This is a genomic window from Desulforamulus ruminis DSM 2154, assembly GCF_000215085.1.
GTDB lineage: Bacteria > Bacillota > Desulfotomaculia > Desulfotomaculales > Desulfotomaculaceae > Desulfotomaculum > Desulfotomaculum ruminis.
The window spans coordinates 2260811-2285488 of record NC_015589.1 but is presented as its reverse complement, the minus strand read 5'-3'; the positions used below and the strand labels follow the sequence as shown (position 1 = coordinate 2285488).

Here is a 24678-nt window from a genome sequence, read left to right as displayed (position 1 = left end):
TAAACAAAAGCCGGATGAAGTTGCCCTTTGTTAAAAGGGTAATTTTTTATGATTTTTTGCTGTAAGGGAGTTATAATTAAATGTTTTCCAGCCCGGATAGTTATAAAAAACAGGGAAGCTCGATACAATAGATACAAACATACGTTCTGGATTGGGAGGGGAGAAAGATGTCACAGGAGGGGTGGAGCAAGGTTATTGAGTTAAGAGTACTGGGAGAGTGGCAGGGCCATCACCCGGCTACCGGCAGAGAGGTGGGAAAGAGCGGCTGTATTGAACTGGTTCGCTTGGCTCTGGACGTTAGTGCCAATCCTGCCATGTCCTTCATAAAGCCCGGAAGTCAGGACTCGGGCATCCGGTCATGGCCAAACCGCCGGTCCGGGGAGGGGGGAGAACCCTTTCCCTTGACCGTGAATTCATCCAGATCCGAGGTTTGGCTGGAAGGACGTTGTCTGGAATTGACCCGGACGCAAAAAAGAATCTTTTTCAAGCTGGCGGAGAGACCCGGTATTTATGTGGACCGGGAGGCGCTTTATTGGTCCGCCCGGGAGGACGGAACCGTCTATGGTCCTGCCGGTGAGGTAAAGGGACAGATTTGCCGGATTCGAAAAATATTGGGGGACAGCGGACAGATTCAGCGCTATATTCAAAGCAAGCGTTCTGTAGGCTACCGGCTGGTTAAAGAGAAGGTGCGGGTTATTCATGAGAAATAGGGGAGTGGTTTAACAGGAATAGAATACGGATTTCCACGGATTCTTACGGATCTTTTAAATCTTATTTAAATTTAAAATCCGCGCCAATCCGTGTTTTATTCTTTTTTATTTCTTAGAAAAGAAAGACTGAGTAATATTAAACCTCTCCTGTATTCTTTTTGTACCAGCCCCCACTTTTATTTTCCTGTTCCATAGAGGAGAACGGCGTTTCGGTGGCGAAAGAGATAATAAAAAAACAAAGTATTTTGTTTTACCCTGGGAGACCAACTATATGAAGTCAAGAGAAAAACAAGAGCAGGAAGAATAAAAGTAGTAGCGAAAAAAGGGCATGCTAAAGCACACTGTCGGGATATCCGGCAGCAAAAAGAGAAAGGAATGGTTAGGCCTGAGGAATAAAAATAGAGTTATTTTTAAGCAAACTAAAAACCACACGAACAAGTTTCTTGCCGACATGGCTCATAGCGACAAAGTGATGCTTACCCTCGGATTTTTTCTTCGCCATATAAGACTTAAAGGTAGGGTCGCGCATGGCAATGAGTCTAGCGGCGTTCATCAAAGCCCAGCGGAGATAAGAGGAACCGCGCTTGACCATCGGAGTGGAATTGGCGGAGAACTTACCGGACTGATAAGTAGAAGGATCCAGACCCGCAAAAGCAAGGAGCTTAGCCGGTGTGGCAAACCGAGCAATGTCGCCGACCTCGGCCAGGATGATGGCTCCAAGGGTATAAGAAATGCCCGGTACCGTGAGAATGGGAGAATCGAGCTCCACCATAACCTCCCTGATGCGGGCATCAATGGCAGTGATCTGAGTCTGGAGAAAGCGGACGGTTTGAATCGTCTGGATCAGCTCGAAGCTGAGCGCAGGAGAGCAAGAACCAATAGAAACTTTGGCAAGCTCGCGAATCTGGATGGCCTTCTCTCTGCCATATCTTCCGCGTGAGGCTTCTGCGAGGAGGTTCGTAAGACGAGCCAAATGACATTGGGCGATGGCCTGAGCGGAGGGGAACTGGCTGAGGAGGGCAAGACAAGAATTCTGATGGATGGACCAGACGGCCGTATGAAGCTCCGGAAAGAGGATCGTAAGCTGCCGGTTATAGGACGTTTTCAGTTTAGAGCGTATAGAAAGCAGACGAAACCGGTGCCGGGTTAGTGCTTTCAGCTCGGAGATATGATATGATGCGGGAGAATAGGGCTTGGTGTCATCGGAGAAGAGCATGGCAGTCAGGAATCTTGCATCCGACTTGTCGGTCTTGGTTTTTCTCAGAGTCTGTGCCTTACGGTATAGATTGACATGGAGGGGATTGAAGGTAGTGACTTCAAACCCCTGTCCATGAGGAAGTTTGTGAGATTCGTGCTGAAATGGCCGGTGGATTCCAGCCCTATTTTTACGTTTAGAGGCCTGGAAGCCGATTTTAAGGAAACAATGTTACTTATCAGAGTCTCAAAACCGTTGCGGTCATTGGTAAAGGTGAAGTTTTCAAAGAGGGCGGAGCCATCGCGATTCAGGATGCAGCAGTCGTGCTTCCGAGACGCTACATCGATACCCACGTAGATCAAAGAATCATCTCCCATTGATTGATTTTGGCGCTGTGTGTCCACGCACTTCAATGCTGAATGTATCCTTTTCCGATATTAAGCGTCAAATGCGCATGAAGCTGTGGTTGTAGCCTCTAAGGTAAAACCAGTCGGACGTACCGCTGTAGGTGATCAAACCAATCCACAGCGCAGGCAACATTTTAACCCATAATCGGGAGAAAGGTAATGGAGCCCTTTACGGACTCCATTATACAAGGTGTAAAGATGACGTCAAAGGAGTCCGGCATTGCGGCACTGGAGCGGGCCATGGATATTGTCATGATGTTCCAGCAGGAAAAACGGGAGCTGGGCGTTACGGAAATCAGCCGTTTGCTGGGACTGCATAAAAGCACCGTTCATCGTTGCCTGAATACCCTGGAACGCAGGGGGTTTGTGCAGCAGAATCCGACTACCAGCCGGTACTGGTTAGGAATTAAGTTTTATATCCTGGGCAGTCTTTACACCGAAACGATGTCTCTGTGTCCCATCGCTTCTCCCTTTATCCAGGAATTAGCCGATCAGTTAAATGAAGCGGTGCACCTGGCGGTTTTGGACCGGTTCTGCGGTGAGAATTTACAGGTCATCGTCATTGACAAGGTGGAAACGCGGCAGCGGTTAAGTATTACGCCGTCCATCGGATCCGGGGCTCCCGTGCACTGTTGCGGGGTCGGCAAGGCCATGATGGCTTTTGCCGGAGAAGAAACCCTGAACAAATTACTGCAATATCGCTTTACCCCTTTCACGGCTCACACCATTACGGACCGGGAGACCTTTTTGCAAGAACTGGAGAAGGTTCGTTCCCTGGGCTATGCCATGGACCGGGATGAACTGGAAATGGGCCTTACCTGTGTGGCCGCCCCTATTTTCAATCACCGGGGGGAAGTGGTGGCGGCGGTGAGCACATCCGGCCCTACAACCAGGATGGTAGCAACCCTTGAAGAAAAAATAATTCCCAGTGTAAAACAAATTGCCGACCGTATCAGTAGCAGGTTAAAATAAGAGAGAGTCTAACTAAAAAATTTTTGCAAAAAATATAGAACAATGTTCCGCATACTAGAACAAATATAGACGGAGTGATGATACGCTTGCTGATTTTAGCCATCAACCCCGGGTCTACTTCAACCAAAATAGCGGCTTTTCAGGGGAAACAAGGTTTATGGAAAGAAACTATTGAGCATTCCGTGGAGGAAGTGGGCTCCTTTTCCAAAATTACTGATCAGTCCGGGTTCCGAACCGCAACCATTTTGAATATCCTCAAAAAAAGAGGCTGCGAAATGGGACAATTCAGCGCCGTGGTAGGCCGCGGCGGATTGTTGAAGCCGCTGGTAGGGGGAACCTACCGGGTGGATGAATACCTAGTCAATGAACTGCAAAATGCCCCGGAGGGCGAGCACGCCTCCAACCTGGGCGGCATTATTGCTTATCAACTGGCTCAATCCGTTTCTGTTCCCGCCTATATTGTTGATCCGGTGGCAGTGGATGAACTGGAACCCCACGCCCGTTTGTCCGGTCACCCGGAGATACCCAGGGTCAGCCTGTCCCATGCTTTGAACATGAAGGCGGTTGCCCGCAAGGTGGCGGCGCAGAGGGGCAAAGACTACCGGGAAATGAATCTGCTCATGGCCCATTTGGGAGGCGGCATTTCGGTAGCTGCTCACAGGAAAGGGAGAATGATTGACGTAAACAATGCCAACGCCGAAGGTCCTTTCTCTCCTGAACGCTGCGGCACCTTGCCTTCCCGTCAACTGGTCAAACTTTGTTTCAGCGGCAGATATAATCAGGAAGAAATGTTTACACTTTTAAATAAAGAGGGAGGCATGTATGCTTACCTTGGCATTAAGGATGTGCGGGAAGCGGAAAAACGCATGGCCGGGGGAGATGAACAGGCCCGGTTGGTATTGGAGGCCATGTGCTACCAAGTGGCCAAGGAGATCGGGGCCATGTCCGCAGTCCTGGCCGGGGAAGTGGAATGTATTGTGCTGACCGGCGGCATCGCTTACTCGGATTTTATTACCGGCGAAATCGTCCGAAGGGTTTCCTTTATTGCTCCGGTGGTGGTGGTTCCGGGCGAAGAGGAAATGGAATCCCTAGCCCTGGGAGCCCTTCGGGTTTTGCAACATGAGGAAGAAGCCCTGACTTACCGGGCTTGATTGGGGGGTTCAGAATGTTGATAAAGAACTTTCAGCAGGTTTTGGAAGAGGTAAAGACCCTGCCCAAGATGCGCATCAGTGTGGCCAACGCTCAGGATGAAGCGGTGCTGCAGGCCCTGAAGGAAGCGGTCAAGGAGGGCTTTGCCGAGCCGGTTCTGGTGGGTTCCCGCAGTGAAATCGAACGGGTGGCCTGGGAGGTTGGCTTTCCTTTGAACGGAGTGGAGATTTGGGAAGCCGACGCCATGGAAGCTCCGGAAATTGCGGTAAAACTAGTGAGAAACGGCTTTGCCCAGGTGCTCATGAAGGGTTTGGTGAACAGCAGCACCTTTTTGAAGGCGGTCATGAACAAGGACTGGGGCCTGCGCACCGGGAAAATGCTCAGTCATATTTCAGTTTATCAGGTCAACGGTTACGACCGGCTGCTTTTTCTGACGGACGGGGGATTAAACATTGCTCCAGATCTGGAACAAAAGAAAAACATTTGCCAGAACGCCATTGACTTTGCCCGGGCTGTGGGAATCACGCAGCCGAAGGTGGCGATTCTCTCGGCCAACGAACAGGTGAACCCCAAAATGCCGGTTACCCTGGAAGCCCAGCAATTGACCCAGATGGCTCAAAAGGGAGAAATCAGAGGTGCTCTGGTGGACGGTCCTTTAGCCTTGGACATTGCCATTAATGAAAAGGCGGCCCAGCACAAAGGGATTAAAGGCCCGGTGGCCGGCCACGCCGATATTTTGCTGGTACCGGACATTGAAGCAGGCAACATGCTGGGCAAGTCCATCATTTATTTTGCCGGCGGGATCATGGCGGGACTGGTCTGGGGCGCCGCAGCGCCGGTGGTGCTTCCCTCCAGGTCCGATACCCCCACCAATAAGTTGATGTCACTGGCTTTAGCCTGCCTGGCAGGACACGGGGTGGCCGGACAGGACCATTACTTTCGATGCCGACAAATAGGGTAACTCTCTTTGGAGGAACTACGGCAGCGGGGAAGTAGGCAAGCCGGGGCTGGCCAATGGGGTGGATACTGGTTGGAATGAATTTAACTCCGGCGACGTGGTGGCGGCTAAAAGGCCGGAAACGCTGTCCATCAACCAACAGCCCTAGAAATAAGTATGAATCATGTAAAAGAGAACGGGTTGTAATGGGGCCGCCCATAAATTCCCATGGACGAAGACGGTTCCCCTTCGGATTTTATATAAAAATAAAGGATGGTGAGCCATAATGCAAGCCCAGGAAATTGTTATACAAATTCATTTTGTGGATCGTCTGGGACTGGCTCATGAAATCTTAGAAATTTTCAAAAACGAGAAAATCAGCCTCCTGGGTATGGAGGCCCAGACCAATCAGGTAATGATGGTGAAATTTGCCTGCCCTTCGGACCGGAAGCTGCAAAGGCTGATGGCTGAACTAAAAAAAATTAACGGCATACAGGCGGTGGCCCAACGGGATCAGATGCCCTACGAACATCGCGAACACCAACTGGAAACCATTTTAAACTCTGTCAGCGAGGGGATTCTGGCGGTAGACAGCCAGGGGCAAATTACTCACATCAACGATGTGGCCTGCCAAATTTTGGACTTTAGCAGGGAGAAGGTACTGGGCAAAACGGTGGAAGAATTGTTTTCCATTGAGATTCCCATTCAGGAGACCTTAAAAACCGGCCGGTCCTACCGATTTACGGAGATCAAAATGAAAAAGGGTTCCAAAGTCATTCACTATTTAACCAGCGGTGTGCCTGTGATTAACGAGAAAGGACAGATCATGGGAGCGGTGGCCACCGTAAAGGATTACCGCCAGGTGGAGGAAATCCTTTCCAAGGTGGAACTGGGGAATAAACGGCTGACCACTTTTGACGATATTGTTCACCAGAGCGGCAGGATGCGGCAGCTTGTGGAAACAGCCAAAATTGTGGCCAGAGGAAACTCTACCATTCTCTTGAGGGGGGAAAGCGGCACCGGCAAAGAACTTTTTGCCAGGGCTATTCACATGGAGAGCCACCGTTCTCTTGCCCCTTTTATTGCTGTCAATTGTGCGGCCCTGCCGGAAACTTTGCTGGAAAGTGAACTCTTTGGTTATGAAGAAGGAGCCTTTACCGGGGCGGCTCGGGGCGGCAAAAAAGGACTCTTTGAACAGGCGGAAAACGGCACTTTGTTTCTGGACGAAATCGGAGAGCTTTCCCCGCACATGCAGGTGCGGCTGTTGCGGGTTTTGCAGGAGAGTACCATCCGCAAAATTGGAGGTATTTTGGAAATCCCGGTAAATGTACGGATTATTGCCGCCACCCACCGGAATTTGGAGGAGATGGTCCGTCAGAAAACCTTTCGGGAAGACTTGTATTACCGCCTGGATGTCATTCCCCTGAGGATACCGCCTCTGCGGGAACGGCCCGAGGATATTCCTCTTACAGCCCAGCATCTGGTACGGAAAATTTGTGCCCGATTGGGTAAGCCGGAAAAATTTCTAACCAAAGAAAGCGCCGATTTTTTAATGAATCAGACCTGGCCCGGCAATGTGAGGCAGTTGGAAAATACCTTGGAACGAATCATCAACGTCAGTGACTCCACCGAAATATTGCCCCGGCATTTTAACCAGTGGGCCTCCACCGAACCCGGATCCTGCATCCTGCAGGGGAATGGGGGCCGGGGCATAAGCGTTCCCCTGGGAGATAAAATTCCGCCCCTTAAGGAAATTGTCGGTGAAGTGGAAAAGCAGGTTCTACAGCACGTGCTGGAAAAATATCCTTCCTCCCGTAAGGCCGGAAATGTTTTGGGCGTTTCCAATACAACCATTTTAAATAAAATAAAAACCTATGATATTATCCTGACAGAGAAAGAGTAAAAAAGGTCAAGAGGCGCTGTTGCAAAAAGAATCCGGAGAGGTTCCTTTTGCGCGGCCCCTCTTTTACTAAAAAATGAATAGGAATAGAACGCGGATTTTACGGATTTCTGCGGATTCGCGCGGCCTTTTAAAATTTTATTAAATTTAAAATCCGTTTATATACGCATCATCCGTGTTCTATTCCTTTTATCCGGTTGTTGGGTTATCTGCGTGTTCTTTGGTGTGTCATATAAAATCGTTTTGTAACACTCCTTTTTTCACCTAAACAAAACCCTGCTCACTTTTCCTTAACCGATAGAACACCGGCGGGTAGTAGAATGGGCTGAGAGAACAGGAAAAGGAGTGTTGGTGATGCCCGCAACCAGGAAAGGAATTCATCCGCTGGTGTACTTTCAGCCGGTGTATCTGCCCCAGGGGGACGGAACGGAATTTGCCGCCGTTTCGGGAAGTGTCCACCGGGATGCCAGAAATGCCCGTAGTTTTCGGAAATCCCTCTGCCGGGAATTTGCTTTGGATTATACCGCCCTGCGTAGGAAATACCGGGAACAGGGCGGTACAGGGCTGACCCCGCTGCTGCTGGCGCCGGAATATGTCCTGATTCCCATAAAAACCCGACCGGCCCGCTGTGGCGGAGATCCCTGTTACGGCTTCTTTAATTTGAACATGGTGAATTTTGTTGAGAAAAGAACAGACGCCCGGTTCCGTTCCGTCCTAAGCTTGAAAAATGGTCTGACCGTACCCGTTCTCAGCAGCGTAAAAACCATCAAAATGATGATGCTGATGGGATACAGCCTGGAGCAGGCCCTGAGGATTCCCCGGAGAGAAAATAATTCAGTTTCCGAAATGTTAATTCGTTTTCTCCGCATCTTAGAAAAGGAAAAAGAGAGAGAATAGAGAACTTTTAAAAAAATAAATCTTTTAGGTGGGAGACTGGGTGTAAAGATGAAACTATACGAGTACATGGGTAAGGAAATATTTCAGCGGGAAGGAATTCCGGTTCCCAGGGGAAAGGCCTTCCTTACTCCCGGGGGAGTGGCCGAATTTGCGGCGGAGCTTCCCTCCAGCGTAGTGAAGTGCCAGGTTTTGTCCGGGGGCAGGGGTAAGTCCGGCGGCATCAAGTTCCCGGCCAACCCTGCGGAGGCCGAGGAAGCGGCTCAGGAATTATTGGCTACCGTCATAAGGGATCTTCCCGTACAGGCGGTGCTGGTGGAAGAAAAATTGAAAATTGACAAGGAATATTATGTGGCCGTCACCGTTGACGGGGGAAGACGAAAGCCTCTGGTCATTGCTTCCGCCCAAGGCGGTGTGGATATTGAAGAGGTCTCCGAGGAACATCTGGTGAAAGCCCATGTGGATGTCCATGCCGGCATCCAGCCTTTTTTTGGCCGGGAAGTGGCCAGGCGCATGGGTTTGCCTGCGGCAGAAACCGGGCCTTTTGCCAGGCTTCTGGTAAAAATGTATGAGTTATTCCGCAAATATGACGCCGAGCTGGTGGAAATTAACCCCCTGGTGGTCAGTGGGGAGCAATTGATTGCTGCAGACGCTAAAATAACCATTGATGACGAGGCCCTTTTCCGGCTGCCCGGTTGGGTACCCAGGGTGGAGGAACGCAGCGAGCGGGAATTAAAAGCCGCGGAAATCGGCATCTCCTTTGTGGAATTGGGGGGGGACATCGGGGTGATGGCCAACGGGGCCGGCATTACCATGGCCACTCTGGATATCATCAACCACTTTGGCGGAAGTCCCCGGAACTTCATGGATGCAGGGGGCGGCGCAGGGACCGAAGCCACGGCCAAAGCACTGGAAATCTTGCTTTCTACCAATCCCAAGGCGGTTTTAATTAATATTTTTGGCGGCATTACCCGCTGTGATGACGTGGCCAGGGCCTTTGCCCAGGTCAAGAAGAATACCGGCATTCATGTACCCATGGTGATCCGGCTGGTAGGTACCAACGAACAGGCCGGAGTGGAAATATTAAATCAGCAGGGTATGAGCGCCTATCGAACTATTCACGAGGCAGTGGCCAAAGTGGTTGAACTGGCTGTGGGCAGGGAGGCTATATAAACATGGCAATCATCATTGATAAGGACGAAGTTATTTTAGTACAGGGTATTACCGGCAAGCAGGGGGCCTTCCATACCGGACAGATGCTGGCCTATGGGGCCAAGGTGGCCGCAGGGGTCTCGCCAGGCAAAGGGGGGCAGGAGGTTCAGGGGGTACCGGTTTACAACACCGTGGCCGAAGCCATGGAAAAGCACCCGATTACCGCCACCATCCTTTTCATTCCGGCCCCCGGCGTAAAGGATGCGGCCTTTGAGGCCATGACCGCCGGCATTCAAACCCTGGTCATTATTACCGAGCATGTACCTCTGCACGACGAACTGGATATCATGGCCTATGCCGAAAGGCTGGGCGTTATCATTGTGGGCCCCAATACCTTTGGTGTGATCTCTCCGGGACAGAGCAAAATGGGCATTATGCCCAACCGCATTTATATTCCGGGACCGGTGGGCGTGGTGGCCCGCAGCGGCACCCTCAGTTACGAAATTGCCTATAACCTGACCATGCATGACCTGGGACAATCCACGGTGGTAGGACTGGGGGGGGACCGGGTGGTCGGTTTGTCCTTTGTTGAAGTGTTAAAAAGGTTTGAGGCGGACCCTGAAACCAAGGTTGTGGTTCTGGTAGGAGAAATCGGCGGCAATGCCGAAGAGGAGGCCGCCCTGTATATAAAAGAGATGACCAAGCCGGTGGTGGCCTTTTTGGCCGGCAGTTCCGCTCCTCCAGGCAAACGGATGGGCCATGCCGGGGCCATTATCGAAAGGGGACGGGGGACTTTTGAAAGTAAGGTGGCTGCACTAACTGCCGCCGGAGCGAAAGTGGTCAGCCTGCCCTGGGAAGTGGCGGAACAGGTTAAAAACATACTAACCCAGAATGATGAGGTATGCTAAGGGGAAGTGGGGACCGCCATCAGGAATAAACTGTCAGATTTTCTGGCATATTGCGGTAGGGATAGGGAGAAGCTAGCATTACCCGTGGAAGGAGTTAGTAAAGATGAAACTTACTTTTCTGGGACATGCCGCCTTTTTGCTGGAAACCGCAGACCTGACGCTGGTCATTGATCCTTTTATTACCGGTAATCCGGTAGCCCCCCGGAACCTGGATCTTCATCCCGATTACATTTTGGTAAGCCACGGGCATGGGGACCACGCCGGAGACGCCCTGGCCCTGGCCCGGAAAACCAATGCCACCCTCGTTTCGGTATATGAAGCGGCCAATTATTTTATGCGCCAGGGGGTTAAGGCCCATGCCATGCACATTGGCGGAGCCCATGATTTTGGTTCCTTTAAAGTAAAATTGACCCCGGCCTGGCACGGCAATTCCACCGGCGGCGACACCGGCCCGGCGGAGTATCTGGGCAATCCCTGCGGTTTTCTGATTTATGCCGAGGGAAAAACCCTTTATCATTCCGGGGATACCGGTTTATTTGGAGATATGGGGCTGATTGGGCGGCTAAACGCCATTGATGTGGCTTTACTTCCCATCGGGGACAATTTCACCATGGGGCCGGAGGATGCCCTGGAGGCGGTAAAAATGCTGAATCCCCGCCAGGTGGTGCCTATGCATTATAATACCTGGCCGCTTATTGCCCAGGACCCCGAAGCCTTCAAACGGGCGGTAGAAGAACAAAGCCCCGGCAAAGTTGTGATCCTGCAGCCGGGAAGTGCCCTGGAACTATAAGGATTTCTTGTGTATATCGGATCTATAACTTATAGACGATGGAACCCCCGAAGGATAATATGAAAATGGGAAGCGATGAGTCAATGCTCAAGCTTCCCATTATGCTTATTTGATTTGGTTATTTTAAATTTTCAATCTCAGGATATTCTGATAATAATTTTTCATTGGCAGTTTCCAATTGCCGACAATGCTTGGCATAAGAATTACTTAACCTTTTCATCGCCGGTATAAAAACATCATAATACCCGCTTGTATTATTGAATTCTTTAAGCGTTGTTTGAATTTTGAACGCAGCAGAATTTTTATATTCATCCGACTTTTTATACTCAAGATACCATGCCAACATTTCCTGGTTTTCTGATAAAAACTGTTCAGGATTTTCAATAGACCTCTTCATTTTTTCATGCATATCACAAATATTTTCTACGCCGATGCTTTGCGTACTTTCATCCAGAAAGTTCCACAGTTCTTTTGAAAAGCTCAGTGCAGGGGCTTCATCAAGAAATGTTACGATTTTATCATAAGCAGCTTGTTGTTGCGGTGTTGAAATTGGCTCATTCAAAAAACGTGCAAAATGCAAGCAAAGAAAGCGGCCATAATACCCCGGAAATGCTTCTAACAGCTTATCCGTAATTGTTTTGTTCTGTTCAATGGCATTCAGAGCGGTTTCTATTTCTGCCAAGCTTTCTCCGGTACTAAGCCGGTCAAGGAGTACTTGTTTTGCTTTTTCTCTTTGTATACTTAACTCTTTTTTTACAGACATTTTCTGTAAAACAGCTTCTTTATCGTCTGCCAGTATAGCTTTAATATCTTCGGTGCTAAAACCAATTTTACGAAAAATAGAAATCCTCTTTAAAAGCTCTACATCATTTTCATTGAAATCCCGATATCCGTTTTCCAAAATTGCAGGGGAAACCAGCCCTTGACTTGTATAGTATTCAATGGCCTTTTTCGTTAAATTAGTTGCCTTTCGCGCTTCGTTAATGAACATTTCATCACCTCAAACCAATGGTAAGCTAACACCCAAGGGAATAGTCAATATGTTTTTGAAAAATATCTCTTCATCAGCGGCAACACCTTCCGGTGTGTTTGGACGCTTTGTGAATACCATCTATAATTTATAGAAACAGTGAAAGAAGGTATGAAAATGGGAAGCAATGAACTATACTAATTGCTTCCCATTATACTCACAAATCTAAGTATTTAATATTTTATTTCCGATCAACAATAACACCCCAAAGACCAATCAAATCTGTCGCTTGAAACATATTGACAATAGCTCCTTTCAGCTCGACCGGAGGGGATGATACCATTGGCATGGCAAATTCATTATTGGTAAAATCTACTGTTGCTAACATTGTTTTAAAGAAATTGTTTTTTACAAATTTGGAATCCCTTGCTTCAAACTTTTTTAGTTTTGCTTCAGCCATGGATGATTCGGTAAAGTCGATATGGTCAAATAAAACATCCATCATTTTTGTTTTGTCGAAATAGGAATACTGAAAATTTGATTGTTCAAAAGCAGTTTGCTTTACAATGGTATCGCGCATATCTACACCAACGCATTTACAATTAATAAATCGACATCGTTGATAATAGGCACCTGTAAATTTGCTGTTTGAGAAATCACAAGATTGAAATATAACATCAATAAAGCTTGCGTTTTCAAAGCTGCAATTACGAAAGGTACAATTCTCGAAAACACTCATTTGTATTTCGATTTTAAAAAATTCCATACCTTCGATTTGCTCGGCATAGCTCTTTATCGCCAAAATTGGTATCTCATCCAATAAAAAATCTTGAACGTAGGAAGAAAAATCATCAATAGGAGAGAGTTCTTTTAATATTTGTGGGCCGGTCATACTCATATTTTTTCTTTCCTCAGCATATGTTGTGGTCCTCGCTATAATGCGGTTGAATTAATGTATCTTTCGTCGCGCGCATAGATAAAGTGGAGGCCTGATCATCAATCCTGGTTATTGTACCATAAGAAGTTATGAGTTAAAAGTCTTTTTGTTCTTTGAAGGTGCCTTTCCCCGTAAGATATGTCCATATCCTTTTACAAAAAGTATGACCATAAGGATGCTTGATAGGAAGTCGGTTACAGGCTGTGCATACCAAAGGCCATCTGTCCCAATTGCCTTTGGCAGAAAATAAATGGTCAATGCCAAGATAACACATTGTCTTGCGATATTCAGCGATACCGCCGCCTGCACCTTTCCTGTCAGCATCATAAAGCCTATTCCAAATGTGGGAATCGCAGCAAGGGGAAGCAGCAGCATATATTTTCTGATTCCATTTACGGCGATACCTGCAAGCTCTACGTCACGGTTAAAAAGCCCCACTACAAATTCAGGGAATATCCATACTAGTAAGGTACCTACTGCCAAAATCATAGCACTGGATGCAACTGCAAGGCTGAGTGTTTTCATCGTCCGGTCATTGCGCTTTTTTGCCCAGTTGAACCCAATAATCGGTTGGAATCCCTGTGATATTCCGTAAACGGGCATCAGGAAAATGGACGCAATAGAGGCGATGACTGTCATGGCTCCGACTGCCAGCTCTCCTCCATATAGATTTAAGGAGTAGTTGCTGACAATTTGTGCGATACTGATAGATAATTGATTGGAGAAAGGGACCAGACCAATTAGAACAATTGCCTTCATTGTGTCAGGTTGAAGTTTGAAATTTTGTTTCATAAGCCGCAAGGTTGCTTTCCTTCTTCTGAAATAGAAAAACCCGAGGATTACAGTCACAAACTGGGATAACACAGTAGCTATGGCGGCACCTTGTATCCCCATATGGAACACAAGAATAAAAAGTGCGTCCAGACCTATATTGAGCACACATCCCGTCAGCGTAATGATTGCGGAAAAGGCGGGACTGCCATCGGAACGGACAAGAATGGGGAAGGCAAATCCTAACATGTTGAAAACCGTGCCTAACACGATGATCGTGATAAAAGCCTTGGCATAAGGCAACGTTTGCCCCTGTATCCCAAGCAAACCTAATATTTGATTTTGAAAAATTAGATAAAGTACTGTAATTGTAATGCCTGCTACAACAGTTAATAAAATCGCATTACCCGCTGTGTTCTCGGCTTCTTCCTGTTTGCCTTCTCCTAATCGGATGGTGATATTGGAAGCGGCTCCAAAAGCAATCAAAGCAGATAGCGCCAATATCACCGTGGTAATTGGTATAGTAAGTCCAATACCCGTTAAGGCCAATGCGCCAATATCCGGGATGTTTCCGATAAAAATCCGGTCAATGACCGTATAGAGTGAATTTACGAATAGGCCGAGTACAGCCGGTAACGAATACTGCACCAACAATTTCGCGACCGGTTTACTTTCGAGTTCATTGATCTTATTCATTAAGTTCTCCTAATAAATATATTATAGATATTTAATATCTGTAATACAAGCATAAAAATTATATACTTTTCGCATAAGCTTAATCTTTGCTTGCTTCACAGACCTTATCTCTTGAAGCCAGTTCAAAGAGCTTCTTGTCTTGTAAATACTGTTCCATGATGTTTTCTGCTTCTTTCATCACCTGATGAATAGGGCATCGCTTTTCTTCCTGAATCCCGCATTCAAATAGTGCGCCGGAACCTTCCGTTGCCCGAATGACATCCATAAAGGAGATGTTTTCAGCCCGTTTGCGCAATGTGTATCCTCCGCTTGCTCCAGAGGTTGATTCAATTAGACCTGCTTTTACAAGCTGTGTCAAAATCTTAGAAAGGTAGGTAACGGATACTTGAAAATGCTCGGCCAGAACATGTACACTTAATTTTTCGTGTTGTCCATGGTCAATCATGTACAACATTGTGTGCAAAGCATAATTGGTTGCCTTTGTATACTTCATTAAAATACTCCTTAAAGATATTAAAGACTGTATTTATCTACAATTATATTGGTCGCTGTTTATTTTGTCAATCGCGATCATTAACAATTTTATCTGTGGTAACAAATACCGCTGGTGGGCGCTCCGGGAGTAAGATAAAGAAGATGAAAAACACCTGACTGGTTCAGGTGTTTTTCATGTGCTATAAAAAACGGGTAGAGTTCCTCTGGCTTTATCGGAATTACTGCATCCGCTTTAGGGCTCTTTCTTCTTTATTTTTATCTCGCCAGGCTTGTTTACAGGGCGTAAATTTCCTCCGCAGGTGCATTTTTGCTCCTTTGTGTCTTGCTGAAATTTACGCAGAAATTCTATGATTTTTCCACACTGGCTGCATTGAAGCCGTATCATTTTGAACTCCTAACAAGGCAAGGGGAGTAAGGTTCCGGAACAGTAAAGGCGTGGCCGTAGCCATATTATTAAGTGTCATCGGGGGTTAGCTTACCTGTTTTTTTACTTTCAGCAGGGTAGGGATGTCTTCAAAAGCCCGGGTAGCGGTATTTTCCACCTGACCGTGGTCACACAACCGTGTAAACTCCGGATCGATAGGGAGAACCTCCAGCACGGTCAATTGATCCAGGACATCTCCCTTCTGCAGGGCCTTACCGAATAGCTCCAATCGCTCTCCACATTTGGGGCAGACGGCGTAGGCCATATTCTGCACAACGCCCAGCAGGGGTATTTCCATAATCCCGGCCATGTTAATGGCTTTTTTTACAACCATTAGAGCCAGGTCCTGGGGAGAAGTAACTACCACCATGCCATCCACCGGAATCTGCTGCATGACCGTTAAGGGAACATCACCGGTGCCGGGAGGCAGATCCAAAAGCAGGTAGTCCAATTCCCCCCAGTTCACATCGGTCCAAAATTGTTTTACAGCGCCGGCAATCATGGGTCCTCTCCAGATAACCGGTTCATCTTCCTTTTCCAGCAGCAGGTTTAAGGACATAATGGCAATGCCGGTGCGGCTGATGGCCGGGAGTAAAAGCCCCGGATTGGCGGGAATCTTTTTTAACCCGAACATTTTCGGAATGCTGGGGCCGGTAATATCCGCATCCAAAATACCTACTTTATAACCCTGCCTCTGCAAATTAACCGCCATCAGTGCCGTAACGGAAGACTTGCCCACCCCGCCTTTCCCGCTCATTACGGCAATGACATGGCCGATCCGGCTTTGGCCGCCGGGATAGAGTTTCGGCAAGGGGTTCATTTCTTCTTCAGTACAGCTTTTTTCTTTCGCTTCTCCACAACTGGAACACTGGTTGCTCATGATCCATCCTCCCTTAATCGTAAAATGACGTCTTATATACAGACGGCAGTTAAAAAAGCCTTTCATGGGATCCACAGGCCTGTGAATACAAATGAAATTAGATATTATTTCAATGTCATATTATAACTATTATGAACGGATGTCAATAATTAATATAAATTTATTGATTGATTTAAAGCCATGGATGAGTGCATTGGCCCTTCTTCAGGCCGTTCACGCACCCTCCAAGGGAGTCGGATTTTACCGGACATGGACGATAAAATATTCGCTAAATATAAAGCAAAAGTAAAACATTTATATTTAAATAAATAATAAGGATATAATTAAATAAATAATTATAATAATATTAAATAAATTATTTTATATATATATTGACAACGAATTTAAGTACAGCCTATACTTGTTTTGAGGAATACCTTAATTAACTAATTGAGGGGGAAATTACTTTTACCAGTAAAAACTTGGAGGTGTGATTTTTGGCTATTTTATTAAATGATATGGACTGGCAGTTTAAAAATGAAGTCCTGCAAAAGATATGTACAGACAAGCAACGTCCCGAGTTATATAACTGTCTGACCTGCGGCATGTGCAGCGCGGGGTGTCCCTATAACGGAGTTCATGACCATTCGGACCCGCGTAAGATTCTTAGGGAAATTGCCTTAGGATTAAAGGATCAAGCTTTAAATAACCCATTGGTTTGGACCTGTACCATGTGCGGCCGCTGTACGGTGGAATGCCCTATGGGGGTGGATGTGGCTACAGTGATCCGTACCCTCCGGGGAAACTTTGGACTGCAGTCGCCGGGATTTTTGCAGGATGTAGTCAATGCCCAGATCAACACCGGTAATCAGATGGAAGTGACCCAGGAGGATTATCTGGATACCCTGCAGTGGATGGAGGAGGAGCTTCAGGCGGAAGTGGACGACCCAACGGCCAAAATTCCGGTGGATAAGGAAGGGGCGGATTTTCTTTTTCTCTGGGACCCCCGGGAAATTAAATATTATCCTCAGGACGTACAGAGCATTGCCAAAATCTTTTGGTATGTAGGGGCCAACTGGACCTGCAGCAGCCAGTGGTGGGATGCCACCCATTACGGCCTGTTTAACGGCAATGATGAGGAATCCACCATTTTGATGAAAAGGATCGGGGAAGAAGTAAAACGTTTGAAAGTAAAAGAAGTGGTGGTAACCGAGTGCGGCCATGCCACCCGGGCTCAGAAGTGGGGGCCCAAGGTCTGGACCAAGGATCCCTTTTATCCGGTAAAAAGCATTATTGAGAAGTATAAAGAATGGCTGGATGCAGGCTTGTTGTTTGTAGATCCCTCCAAGAATACCGAACCGGTTACCCTGCACGATCCCTGTAACATGGTGCGGAAAGAAGATTTGGGAGAGACCCTGCGTTATGTGTTAAAAAAGGTTGTAACGGAATTCAGGGAAATGACGCCCCACGGCAGAGCCAATTACTGCTGCGGGGGCGGGGGAGGATTGCTGGCCATGGGCAAGGACATCCAGCCCTACCGCATGAGCAAAGGAAAGTTAAAAGCCGATCAGATCGTAGCCACCGGCTGTAAACTGGTGGCCTGTCCCTGCCACAACTGCTGGGACCAGCTCAACGATATTATTAAACATTTCAAAATCGACGCCAGACTGGCTCACCTGCATCACCTGATTAGCCCGGCGTTAATTTTGGAAAAAAGGCCCGTTCAGAACACTTAAAACCAAAAACCTCAGCTAAACCCGCAAGAAAATAAAGAGCTAAAGCGCAGTCTGGATTGTCAGACTGCGCTTGATATTTGTGCCTAGTTTCAACCCCTGTGTTTAAGGTGTAAATAGATTATGAAACCAGCTTTAAACCCATAACGGCGCCAAGAATCACCGAGATAAAAAAGATTCTGGATCGATCCTTTGACTCACCGTAGAATATCATACCAAGGATAGCTCCGCCGGCGGCACCGAGACCCGTCCAGACAGCGTAAGCGATACCCATGGGCAGGGTTTTCATGGCCAAGGTCAGGAATAAGAAGCTTGCACCAAAACCCGAGAGCAATAAAACAACTGCCTGCCAATTGCCATCCCGATGCAATTTATTGATCATAGCCACACCGCACATTTCAAAAATACCTGCCAAAAGCAAATAAAACCAGGACATTTTTAAGCACCTCCCTGCAGGCTGCTTTCTTTTTCCCCGGTTACAAGCTTCAATCCAATAACCCCCGCCAGCAATAAAAGGATCAAGGACAGTTTGATCCAGTTAAAGGGCTCACCAAAGAAAAGAATTTCGCTAAGAACCGTTCCGGCTGTTCCCAGGCCCACGAAGACGGCATATACCGTACCTACCGGTAATTTTCGGCCCGCCATAATCATGAAATAAAAGCTGAGTGAGACAGCCATGGCGGTACCCAGCCAGGTCCAGAGATTATCGGCGTGTTTGAGCCCTATAACCCAAAACACTTCAAAAAATGCTCCAATGAACACTTTTAACCACTGGAAAGTCATGTCTACTTCCTCCTTATTAAAAAATAAATAAGCCCGGGGATATCATCACTGATATCTCCCGGGCTTTTGTCCCTCCGTGTCACAGCTAGGCTGTGTGTTTTCTCTTGGACCAGTCCGATAATTTTATCGCGGAACCCTAGAAAACAAAAATATATATTTTATAAGATTATTTCACAGCAGTAAAGGATTTGTCAAGCAGCCTAAAAGTTTATTATGATAGACAAGAGCAACCGCAGCCCTATTTGTAACGACTTTGTAACGATTTTTATTCCATAGGGCTTTAAAATAAGATCAGAGGTCTATTGCAGATAAGATGAGGAGTGACTTTATGGAATTTAAAAAGAAGCTGGCCGCCCTTTTGCTGGCCGGGATCCTGCTAACCGGCTGCCGGCCTTTAACTCCCCCGGAACTGGTAAAACCGCCTGAAATGAATAGGAATCAGCAGGAATTACTGCAGGCAGCCCGGCAGTTTTTACCGGAAGGGGCCAGCTTGACCCTGCCCAAGGGGCCTGCTGCCAAGACCGGCTCTTTCCTGGAGGTGGATGTAGACGGGAACGGTACCCAGGAAACGGCTGTTTTTTACAAAAAGGAAGGGGAAGTCGGCCTGCTGATATTGGCAATGAAGGAAGGAAAGTGGGAACTGAGAGATCGTTTAAACGGTGAGGGCAGTGATCTGGGTTATGTTGTTTGGCAGGATTTCAATGACGACAAAATACCCGAACTTTTGATTGGCAGGCTCAGTAACTGGGAGCAGAATAATGATTTAACGGTATATCGGATGGCGGGCCAAACATATCAAGAGGTGAATCGCATCCCCTATGCCAGTTTCTCAGTGGGAGATGTAAAGGGGGACGGGCAGGTGCAATTAGCCGTATTAGCCAAAAGCGAAGCGGAATTCCCCACATCCCAATTAACCCTTTACAGTCTCCGGGAGCAAAAATTGGTTGAAACGCTGCAAAGGGAATATGACGGCTATCCGGAACAGGTTTTGATCGGCCGGGCCGATAAAAATCAGCCGGGAATCTTCTGCGACCTGGGGGTGGGAGCTCATTCCGCCTATACCCTACTGCTGATTTATCAAGACGGACAGTGGACGGAACGGTTTAATGAACTGGCGGATGGCAATGGACTGACCTTCAAAGCCTACCCGCTGCCTAGTAAAGATGTAGATCAGGACGGTATTGTGGAAATTGGCATGCAAAAAGAGCCGCTGGGTGCGGAAGATCTGCCCATGGTGGCCAAGCCATGGATTAATGTCTGGTATCGGTGGGATGGCCAAAAGGGCCTCTTAGCGGTGCGGGAGGATTACTCAGACTATGGCGAAGAGTACAGCTTTGTGATTCCCCGGAAGTGGATTGGAAAATATACCATTGAAAGAAGATCGGATGATGAGGGGGTAAAAGCGGTGGATTTTTATTATATCGGCCGGGATAAGAAATCCAGGGTGCCGCTACTGTCTATTTCTTATCAGCCCAAGGATAGGAACCAAGCTTCCGGGGAACTTCCTTCCAAGCGGCTTTATGTGAAGCTGGGAGAAAACAACCGGAATGTTTTATTCGCCGTTTTTCCTTCGGATAGCCCCAATCTGGCGGGAGATGAACTGCAGGAATACAAAGGGATGCTGTTAACGGAAGAAGAGGTGAAGGATTGCTTTAAAACCATCGATATGGCCAATCTGCTGGAGATGCAGTCATGACCAAAATTCTGGTAGTAGAAGACGAGTCCGCCATCCGGAGTTTTATTGCAGTGAATTTAAGACGGCAGGGCTATGATCCGGTGGAAGCGGCCAGCGGTGAAGAGGCCTTGGCAGTGATGGAACAGCAACAAGACATTGCCGTGGCCATTTTGGACGTGATGCTGCCGGGGATGGACGGCTTTGCGGTTTGCCGGGCCTTAAGGGAAAGATTCCCGGCAATGGGGATGGTCATGCTCACGGCCAAAGGCCAGGAACAGGACAAAGTACAGGGGCTGCAACTGGGAGCGGATGATTATGTGGTAAAGCCCTTCAGCCCCAAGGAACTTCTGGCAAGAATTGAGTCCCTGCTGCGGCGCCTGGAAAGGCCGACGGTGGAGTTAGGGAGCCGGCAGGAAGCTTCATTCACCTCAGGGCCTTTCATCATGCGACCGGACCAAAGGAAATTTTATAAAGATTCCAGGGAGATTGAACTGACTCCCAGGGAATTTGCCATTATCAAACTGTTTATGGAAAATCCCAAAGTTGCTTTAAGCAGGGATGACGTATTAAATTCCGTCTGGGGCAAAAATTATATCGGCGATTTAAAGACCGTGGATGTGAATATACGGAGAATCCGGCAGAAGATTGAGGACAAACCGGAAGACCCCAAATACATCCAGAGCATCTGGGGGTATGGCTACCGCTGGCTGGGAGGGGATTGACTTGCAAAGTATTAAAAAGCGGTTGGTCTGGCAGACCCTTCTGATAATCATTTTGATCGTAACTTTGCTGGAGGGATTTTTTATCCTGGCGGTCCGGCAATATTATTACGGCAGCACCGAGCAAATGCTGTTAAATCGTGCCGGGGTGGCGGTGAGTTTTTACAACCGCTACCTACCGGATGATTCCAGCGGCCTGCTGATAAAGGATAAGGCTCGCTATGTGTTGGAGAATATCCCCCGGGACGAAACGGCCAGGGTAGAGATCATGGATTGGAAAGGAAATTTGATCGCCGTTCATAACGGCTTGGTCACCCGGCAGAAGGTGTCCACACCGGATTTCCAGCAGGCGGTGAAGGGGAGCACCGGAATTTGGCGGGGACGGGAAGAAGGTTCCGATGAAAGGATTCTGGCGGTTTCCACTCCGCTGCAGAACTGGCAGAATGATGTGGTAGGAGTGCTGCGCTATGTGGCCTCGCTGGAAGATACGGACAAAACGGTTATAAAAATTACCTCCGCCGCTTTGACGCTGGGTTTATTGGTGATTCTGCTTTCCATGTTTTTAAGCCTCTGGCTGGCCCGGGGGATCATCCATCCCATTCAGGATATCACCGCGGTGGCCGGGCGGATGGCCGGGGGAAACTTTGACGTAAAAGCGGTAAAGCAGCGGGACGACGAGATTGGCCAACTGGCAGATACGCTGAATTATATGTCTGAAGAAATTGTAAAAAGTGACCGGGTGAAAAACGAATTTATTTCCTCCATATCCCACGAACTCCGTACTCCTCTCACCTCCATTAAAGGCTGGGCGGAGACGGTGCTGGAAGGAAGTTTGGAGGATAAACAAGAGACCCGGGAGGGGTTAACCATTATCTCCCGGGAGACAGACCGAATGATTGATCTGGTGGAGGAATTGCTTGATTTTTCCGGACTCCATACAGGAAGGATACAACTGCACCAGGGAAAAGTCCCGCTGGACCGGTTGCTGCAGGAGGTGGTCCGGCAGTTTACCATTCAGGCCGGAGAAAAAAATATTCAACTGGATTTGCAGACGGCTCCCATGGAAATTACCGGCGACTATAACCGGCTGAAGCAGGTTTTTATCAACCTCGTTCACAATGGCATCAAATTTACCCCGGCCGGGGGGAGGGTGGCTGTTTACAGCCTACAGACAGGAGAGGCTGTCAGAATCACGGTGGAGGATAATGGCGAGGGCATGGAAGAGGAAGACCTGCCAAGAGTAACGGAGAAATTTTACAAGGCCCGCATGAACCGACCGGGCAGCGGCCTGGGGTTAGCCATTGTTGAGGAGATTATTAAGCTTCACCGGGGGGAACTGGAGATACAGAGCAAACCGGGTTGGGGAACCAGGGTAACCATAACCTTAAACCAGCATCTGCCGGAGAATAAGATCAGTCCAAAGGAATAAGCCGCCTTAAATAAAAACTTCCCAAAACCCTTCATATGGGCTTTGGGAGTTTTTTTCGGCAATAAGACTTTATTAAAAAAATATTTTGATACAACCCTGTTAAAAACCCTGAGATTTTTAAACCCTTTAGAACAGTTTGACAGCCGCGAATACCAGTGTAATGATTCCGATACCGATGGTTGTGCCATAAATTTTTTTGGCAGCCGGATCGTTTTTTTCCTTGGCCAAATAAAAAGCCCCTGCGCCGATCAACCCGATACCCAAAAGAACGACGCCAATTTGCACAATCATTAAAAAAATCTCTTTCATTCTCTTTGCCTCCAATTCAATAATAAAGCAGAATTGATAATCACCCCCACAGAGCCGACATTATGCACAAGGGCTCCCAAAACCGGATTCAAAATACCGGTCATGGCCAAAAGAATGGCTGCAAAGTTCAGCAGCAGGGAAAGGGCTAAGTTAATGTGAATGGTTTTCATGGTCTTTTTGGCCAGGCGCAGCAAATGGGGAATGGCTTTTATATCATCCCCCACCAGGGCGATGTCCGCTGCGTCCACGGCAATGTCGCTGCCAATGCCGCCCATGGCAATTCCCACAGAGGCTTTTTTAAGCGCCGGCGCGTCATTGATACCGTCACCCACCATGCAGACCATCTGGTTTTGGTTTTGGTAGTGATCAATGGCGGACATCTTATCCTCCGGCAGACATTCAGCGTGCACATTCTTAATCCCCACCGTCTTGGCAATATGGAAAGCAGACTGAGGGTGGTCCCCGGTAAGCAGGATGGGTTCAATACCAATGGCCTGAATGCTTTTTACCATATGGACGGCGTCCGGGCGCAGGGTGTCGGAAAGGGCGATAAAACCGACGGCCTTGTCTACTAGGGCCACGTAAATCATGGTAAAACCGTCCGCTTGATAACGGGCTGCCTTGTCCATCATGGCCTGGGGCAGAGGAATCTTATGGTCTGCCAGCAATTCCGGATTTCCTGCCAACAGAACTTTGCCGTCAATTTCCGCCTGAACCCCCCGGCCGGCCAGCAGTATGAAATCCTTTGGCTCGTGCCTATGTATTTCCGGTATCGTCCTGGCGTGGACCACAATGGCTTTTCCCAGGGGATGCTCGGACCGCTGCTCGGCGGAAGCGGTGAGGGACAGCAGTGCTGACGGAGAAACCTCTTCCTGAAAGCTTTCCACCGCCACAACCACCGGCTTGCCGTAGGTCAGGGTACCGGTTTTGTCAAAAGCAATTTTGCTTACCTTGGCCAGCCGTTCCAGGGCGTCGCCTTCACGGACCAGCACACCGTGCCTGGTAACGTTGCCAATACCGGCCATGATGGCGGTGGGCGTTGCCAGCACCAGCGCGCAGGGACAAAAGACAACCAGAATGGTGACCGAACGGATAATTTCATCGGTGATAAACCATGTACCCAGGGCTGCCAGCAAAGCAATCACAACAATCCAAGTGGCCCATCGGTCGGCCAGACCCACAATTTTGGCCTTGTTGGCGTCGGCGGATTCCACCAGACGAATCATTCTTTGCAGGGAACTGTCCTCGCCAACCTTGGTTGCCTTCATCTCAAAGGTGCCAAATTGATTGACGGTGCCGCTGGAGACTTCGTCACCCACGCCCTTATCCACCGGCAAAGATTCACCGGTCATGACCGCTTGATTAATGGAGGTTTGTCCGCTGATAATTACCCCATCCACCGCAATGGTCTCTCCGGCCAGCACCCGCAGGATATCGCCCACCTGTACCTGTTCGGCGGGGACAATTGTTTCCGCTCCATCCCGCACCAATCTGGCGGTGCGGGGCGTGAGGTGCACCAGCCTTTCAATGCCCGCCCTGGCCTTGGCCACCGTCCGTTCCTCCAGCAGCGCGCCAATGGTCATAATAAAGGCCACTTCGCCCGCGGCAAAGATTTCACCGATAATCACCGAGGCAATCAAGGCCAGGGATACCAGTACATCGGCTTTAATATCAAATTCGGTCACCAAACCTTCCACAGCCCCTTTGATAATAGGTAATCCGCACAAAACAATAGCCACCCAGGCGGCATCAAAGGGGAGGCTCCAAAGCTGAAAAAAGCTTACGATAAGGGAAAGCCCGGAAATCACCGTAAAAAGAATGGCCCGCTTTTCCTCATCCACCCACCAGTTTTTCATCCCTAACA

At 48.2% G+C, this 24678-nt stretch carries 22 protein-coding genes, 1 pseudogene and 1 riboswitch; of the genes and pseudogenes, 13 read left to right on the top strand and 10 right to left on the bottom strand.

Going from position 1 to position 24678, the window contains the following annotated elements:
* Positions 1-167: 167 nt before the first annotated feature.
* A complete protein-coding gene (locus tag DESRU_RS11425; protein ID WP_013842267.1) occupies positions 168-710 on the top strand; it encodes a winged helix-turn-helix domain-containing protein in 543 nt (180 codons plus the stop codon).
* A 379-nt stretch (positions 711-1089) separates the two neighbouring features.
* Here the strand turns inward: DESRU_RS11425 and DESRU_RS11420 are convergent.
* A pseudogene (locus tag DESRU_RS11420) lies at positions 1090-2267 on the bottom strand (IS110 family RNA-guided transposase).
* A gap of 204 nt (positions 2268-2471) precedes the next feature.
* Between DESRU_RS11420 and DESRU_RS11415 the strand changes: the two are divergent.
* From DESRU_RS11415 to DESRU_RS11380, 8 genes are all read left to right on the top strand, one after another.
* The gene (locus DESRU_RS11415; RefSeq protein ID WP_013842266.1) at positions 2472-3284 is read left to right on the top strand and encodes an IclR family transcriptional regulator; all 813 of its coding nucleotides are present in this window, start codon (positions 2472-2474) and stop codon (positions 3282-3284) included.
* Positions 3285-3370: 86 nt separating this feature from the next.
* On the top strand, positions 3371-4435 hold the full coding sequence (gene buk, locus DESRU_RS11410; RefSeq protein ID WP_013842265.1) for a butyrate kinase: 1065 nt from the start codon (positions 3371-3373) through the stop codon (positions 4433-4435).
* Positions 4436-4449: 14 nt separating this feature from the next.
* Positions 4450-5394, top strand: coding sequence for a bifunctional enoyl-CoA hydratase/phosphate acetyltransferase (locus tag DESRU_RS11405; protein WP_013842264.1), 945 nt, complete (start codon positions 4450-4452; stop codon positions 5392-5394).
* 262 nt (positions 5395-5656) lie between these two features.
* Positions 5657-7273 carry a sigma 54-interacting transcriptional regulator gene (locus tag DESRU_RS11400; protein ID WP_013842263.1) on the top strand — a complete coding sequence of 539 codons (1617 nt, stop codon included), beginning with the start codon at positions 5657-5659 and terminating at the stop codon, positions 7271-7273.
* Between the two features lie 351 nt (positions 7274-7624).
* Positions 7625-8167 (top strand): hypothetical protein, encoded by a 543-nt coding sequence (locus DESRU_RS11395; RefSeq protein ID WP_013842262.1) that lies wholly within the window; start codon positions 7625-7627, stop codon positions 8165-8167.
* Positions 8168-8215: 48 nt separating this feature from the next.
* Positions 8216-9337: an ADP-forming succinate--CoA ligase subunit beta gene (gene sucC, locus DESRU_RS11390; RefSeq protein ID WP_013842261.1), complete on the top strand. Its 1122-nt coding sequence runs from the start codon at positions 8216-8218 to the stop codon at positions 9335-9337.
* Between the two features lie 2 nt (positions 9338-9339).
* Positions 9340-10224 (top strand): succinate--CoA ligase subunit alpha, encoded by an 885-nt coding sequence (sucD, locus tag DESRU_RS11385; protein ID WP_013842260.1) that lies wholly within the window; start codon positions 9340-9342, stop codon positions 10222-10224.
* A gap of 103 nt (positions 10225-10327) precedes the next feature.
* Positions 10328-11014 carry a metal-dependent hydrolase gene (locus tag DESRU_RS11380; RefSeq protein ID WP_013842259.1) on the top strand — a complete coding sequence of 229 codons (687 nt, stop codon included), beginning with the start codon at positions 10328-10330 and terminating at the stop codon, positions 11012-11014.
* A 118-nt stretch (positions 11015-11132) separates the two neighbouring features.
* Here the strand turns inward: DESRU_RS11380 and DESRU_RS11375 are convergent, their stop codons facing one another.
* The 5 genes from DESRU_RS11375 to DESRU_RS11355 form a co-directional block, all read right to left on the bottom strand.
* A complete protein-coding gene (locus DESRU_RS11375) occupies positions 11133-12005 on the bottom strand; it encodes a MerR family transcriptional regulator (RefSeq protein WP_013842258.1) in 873 nt (290 codons plus the stop codon).
* Between the two features lie 220 nt (positions 12006-12225).
* Positions 12226-12882 (bottom strand): pentapeptide repeat-containing protein, encoded by a 657-nt coding sequence (locus DESRU_RS11370; RefSeq protein ID WP_013842257.1) that lies wholly within the window; start codon positions 12880-12882, stop codon positions 12226-12228.
* Positions 12883-13008: 126 nt separating this feature from the next.
* Positions 13009-14388, bottom strand: coding sequence for an MATE family efflux transporter (locus DESRU_RS11365; protein ID WP_013842256.1), 1380 nt, complete (start codon positions 14386-14388; stop codon positions 13009-13011).
* A gap of 79 nt (positions 14389-14467) precedes the next feature.
* Entirely contained in the window at positions 14468-14881 is a 414-nt protein-coding gene (locus tag DESRU_RS11360; protein ID WP_013842255.1) for an RrF2 family transcriptional regulator, read from the bottom strand.
* Positions 14882-15353: 472 nt separating this feature from the next.
* Positions 15354-16187, bottom strand: coding sequence for an Mrp/NBP35 family ATP-binding protein (locus DESRU_RS11355; protein ID WP_013842254.1), 834 nt, complete (start codon positions 16185-16187; stop codon positions 15354-15356).
* A 476-nt stretch (positions 16188-16663) separates the two neighbouring features.
* Here DESRU_RS11355 and DESRU_RS11350 point away from each other — a divergent pair, with 476 nt between their 5' ends.
* A complete protein-coding gene (locus DESRU_RS11350) occupies positions 16664-17902 on the top strand; it encodes a (Fe-S)-binding protein (protein WP_013842253.1) in 1239 nt (412 codons plus the stop codon).
* A 118-nt stretch (positions 17903-18020) separates the two neighbouring features.
* Here DESRU_RS11350 and DESRU_RS11345 read toward each other — a convergent pair whose 3' ends face one another.
* Together DESRU_RS11345 and DESRU_RS11340 are read right to left on the bottom strand one after the other, a co-directional pair.
* Positions 18021-18335 (bottom strand): DMT family transporter, encoded by a 315-nt coding sequence (locus tag DESRU_RS11345; RefSeq protein WP_013842252.1) that lies wholly within the window; start codon positions 18333-18335, stop codon positions 18021-18023.
* Between the two features lie 2 nt (positions 18336-18337).
* On the bottom strand, positions 18338-18682 hold the full coding sequence (locus DESRU_RS11340) for a DMT family transporter (protein WP_013842251.1): 345 nt from the start codon (positions 18680-18682) through the stop codon (positions 18338-18340).
* A gap of 53 nt (positions 18683-18735) precedes the next feature.
* A riboswitch (guanidine-I (ykkC/yxkD leader) is annotated at positions 18736-18833 on the bottom strand.
* 177 nt (positions 18834-19010) lie between these two features.
* Here DESRU_RS11340 and DESRU_RS11335 point away from each other — a divergent pair.
* Genes DESRU_RS11335 through DESRU_RS11325 form a run of 3 tightly spaced genes read left to right on the top strand, consistent with a single transcriptional unit; the run spans position 19011 to position 22505 of the window.
* Positions 19011-20378, top strand: coding sequence for a hypothetical protein (locus tag DESRU_RS11335; protein ID WP_013842250.1), 1368 nt, complete (start codon positions 19011-19013; stop codon positions 20376-20378).
* Entirely contained in the window at positions 20375-21079 is a 705-nt protein-coding gene (locus DESRU_RS11330) for a response regulator transcription factor (protein WP_013842249.1), read from the top strand. Before DESRU_RS11335 ends, DESRU_RS11330 begins: the two co-directional genes overlap by 4 nt.
* Before the next feature lies 1 nt (position 21080).
* Positions 21081-22505, top strand: a complete 1425-nt coding sequence (locus DESRU_RS11325; RefSeq protein WP_013842248.1) for a HAMP domain-containing sensor histidine kinase — start codon at positions 21081-21083, stop codon at positions 22503-22505.
* Between the two features lie 126 nt (positions 22506-22631).
* Here DESRU_RS11325 and DESRU_RS11320 read toward each other — a convergent pair whose 3' ends face one another.
* Both DESRU_RS11320 and DESRU_RS11315 read right to left on the bottom strand, forming a co-directional pair.
* Entirely contained in the window at positions 22632-22814 is a 183-nt protein-coding gene (locus DESRU_RS11320) for a hypothetical protein (RefSeq protein WP_013842247.1), read from the bottom strand.
* Complete coding sequence (locus DESRU_RS11315; RefSeq protein WP_013842246.1) at positions 22811-24670, bottom strand: heavy metal translocating P-type ATPase; 1860 nt, start codon at positions 24668-24670, stop codon at positions 22811-22813. The genes DESRU_RS11320 and DESRU_RS11315 overlap by 4 nt, the downstream gene beginning before the upstream one ends.
* Positions 24671-24678: the final 8 nt, after the last annotated feature.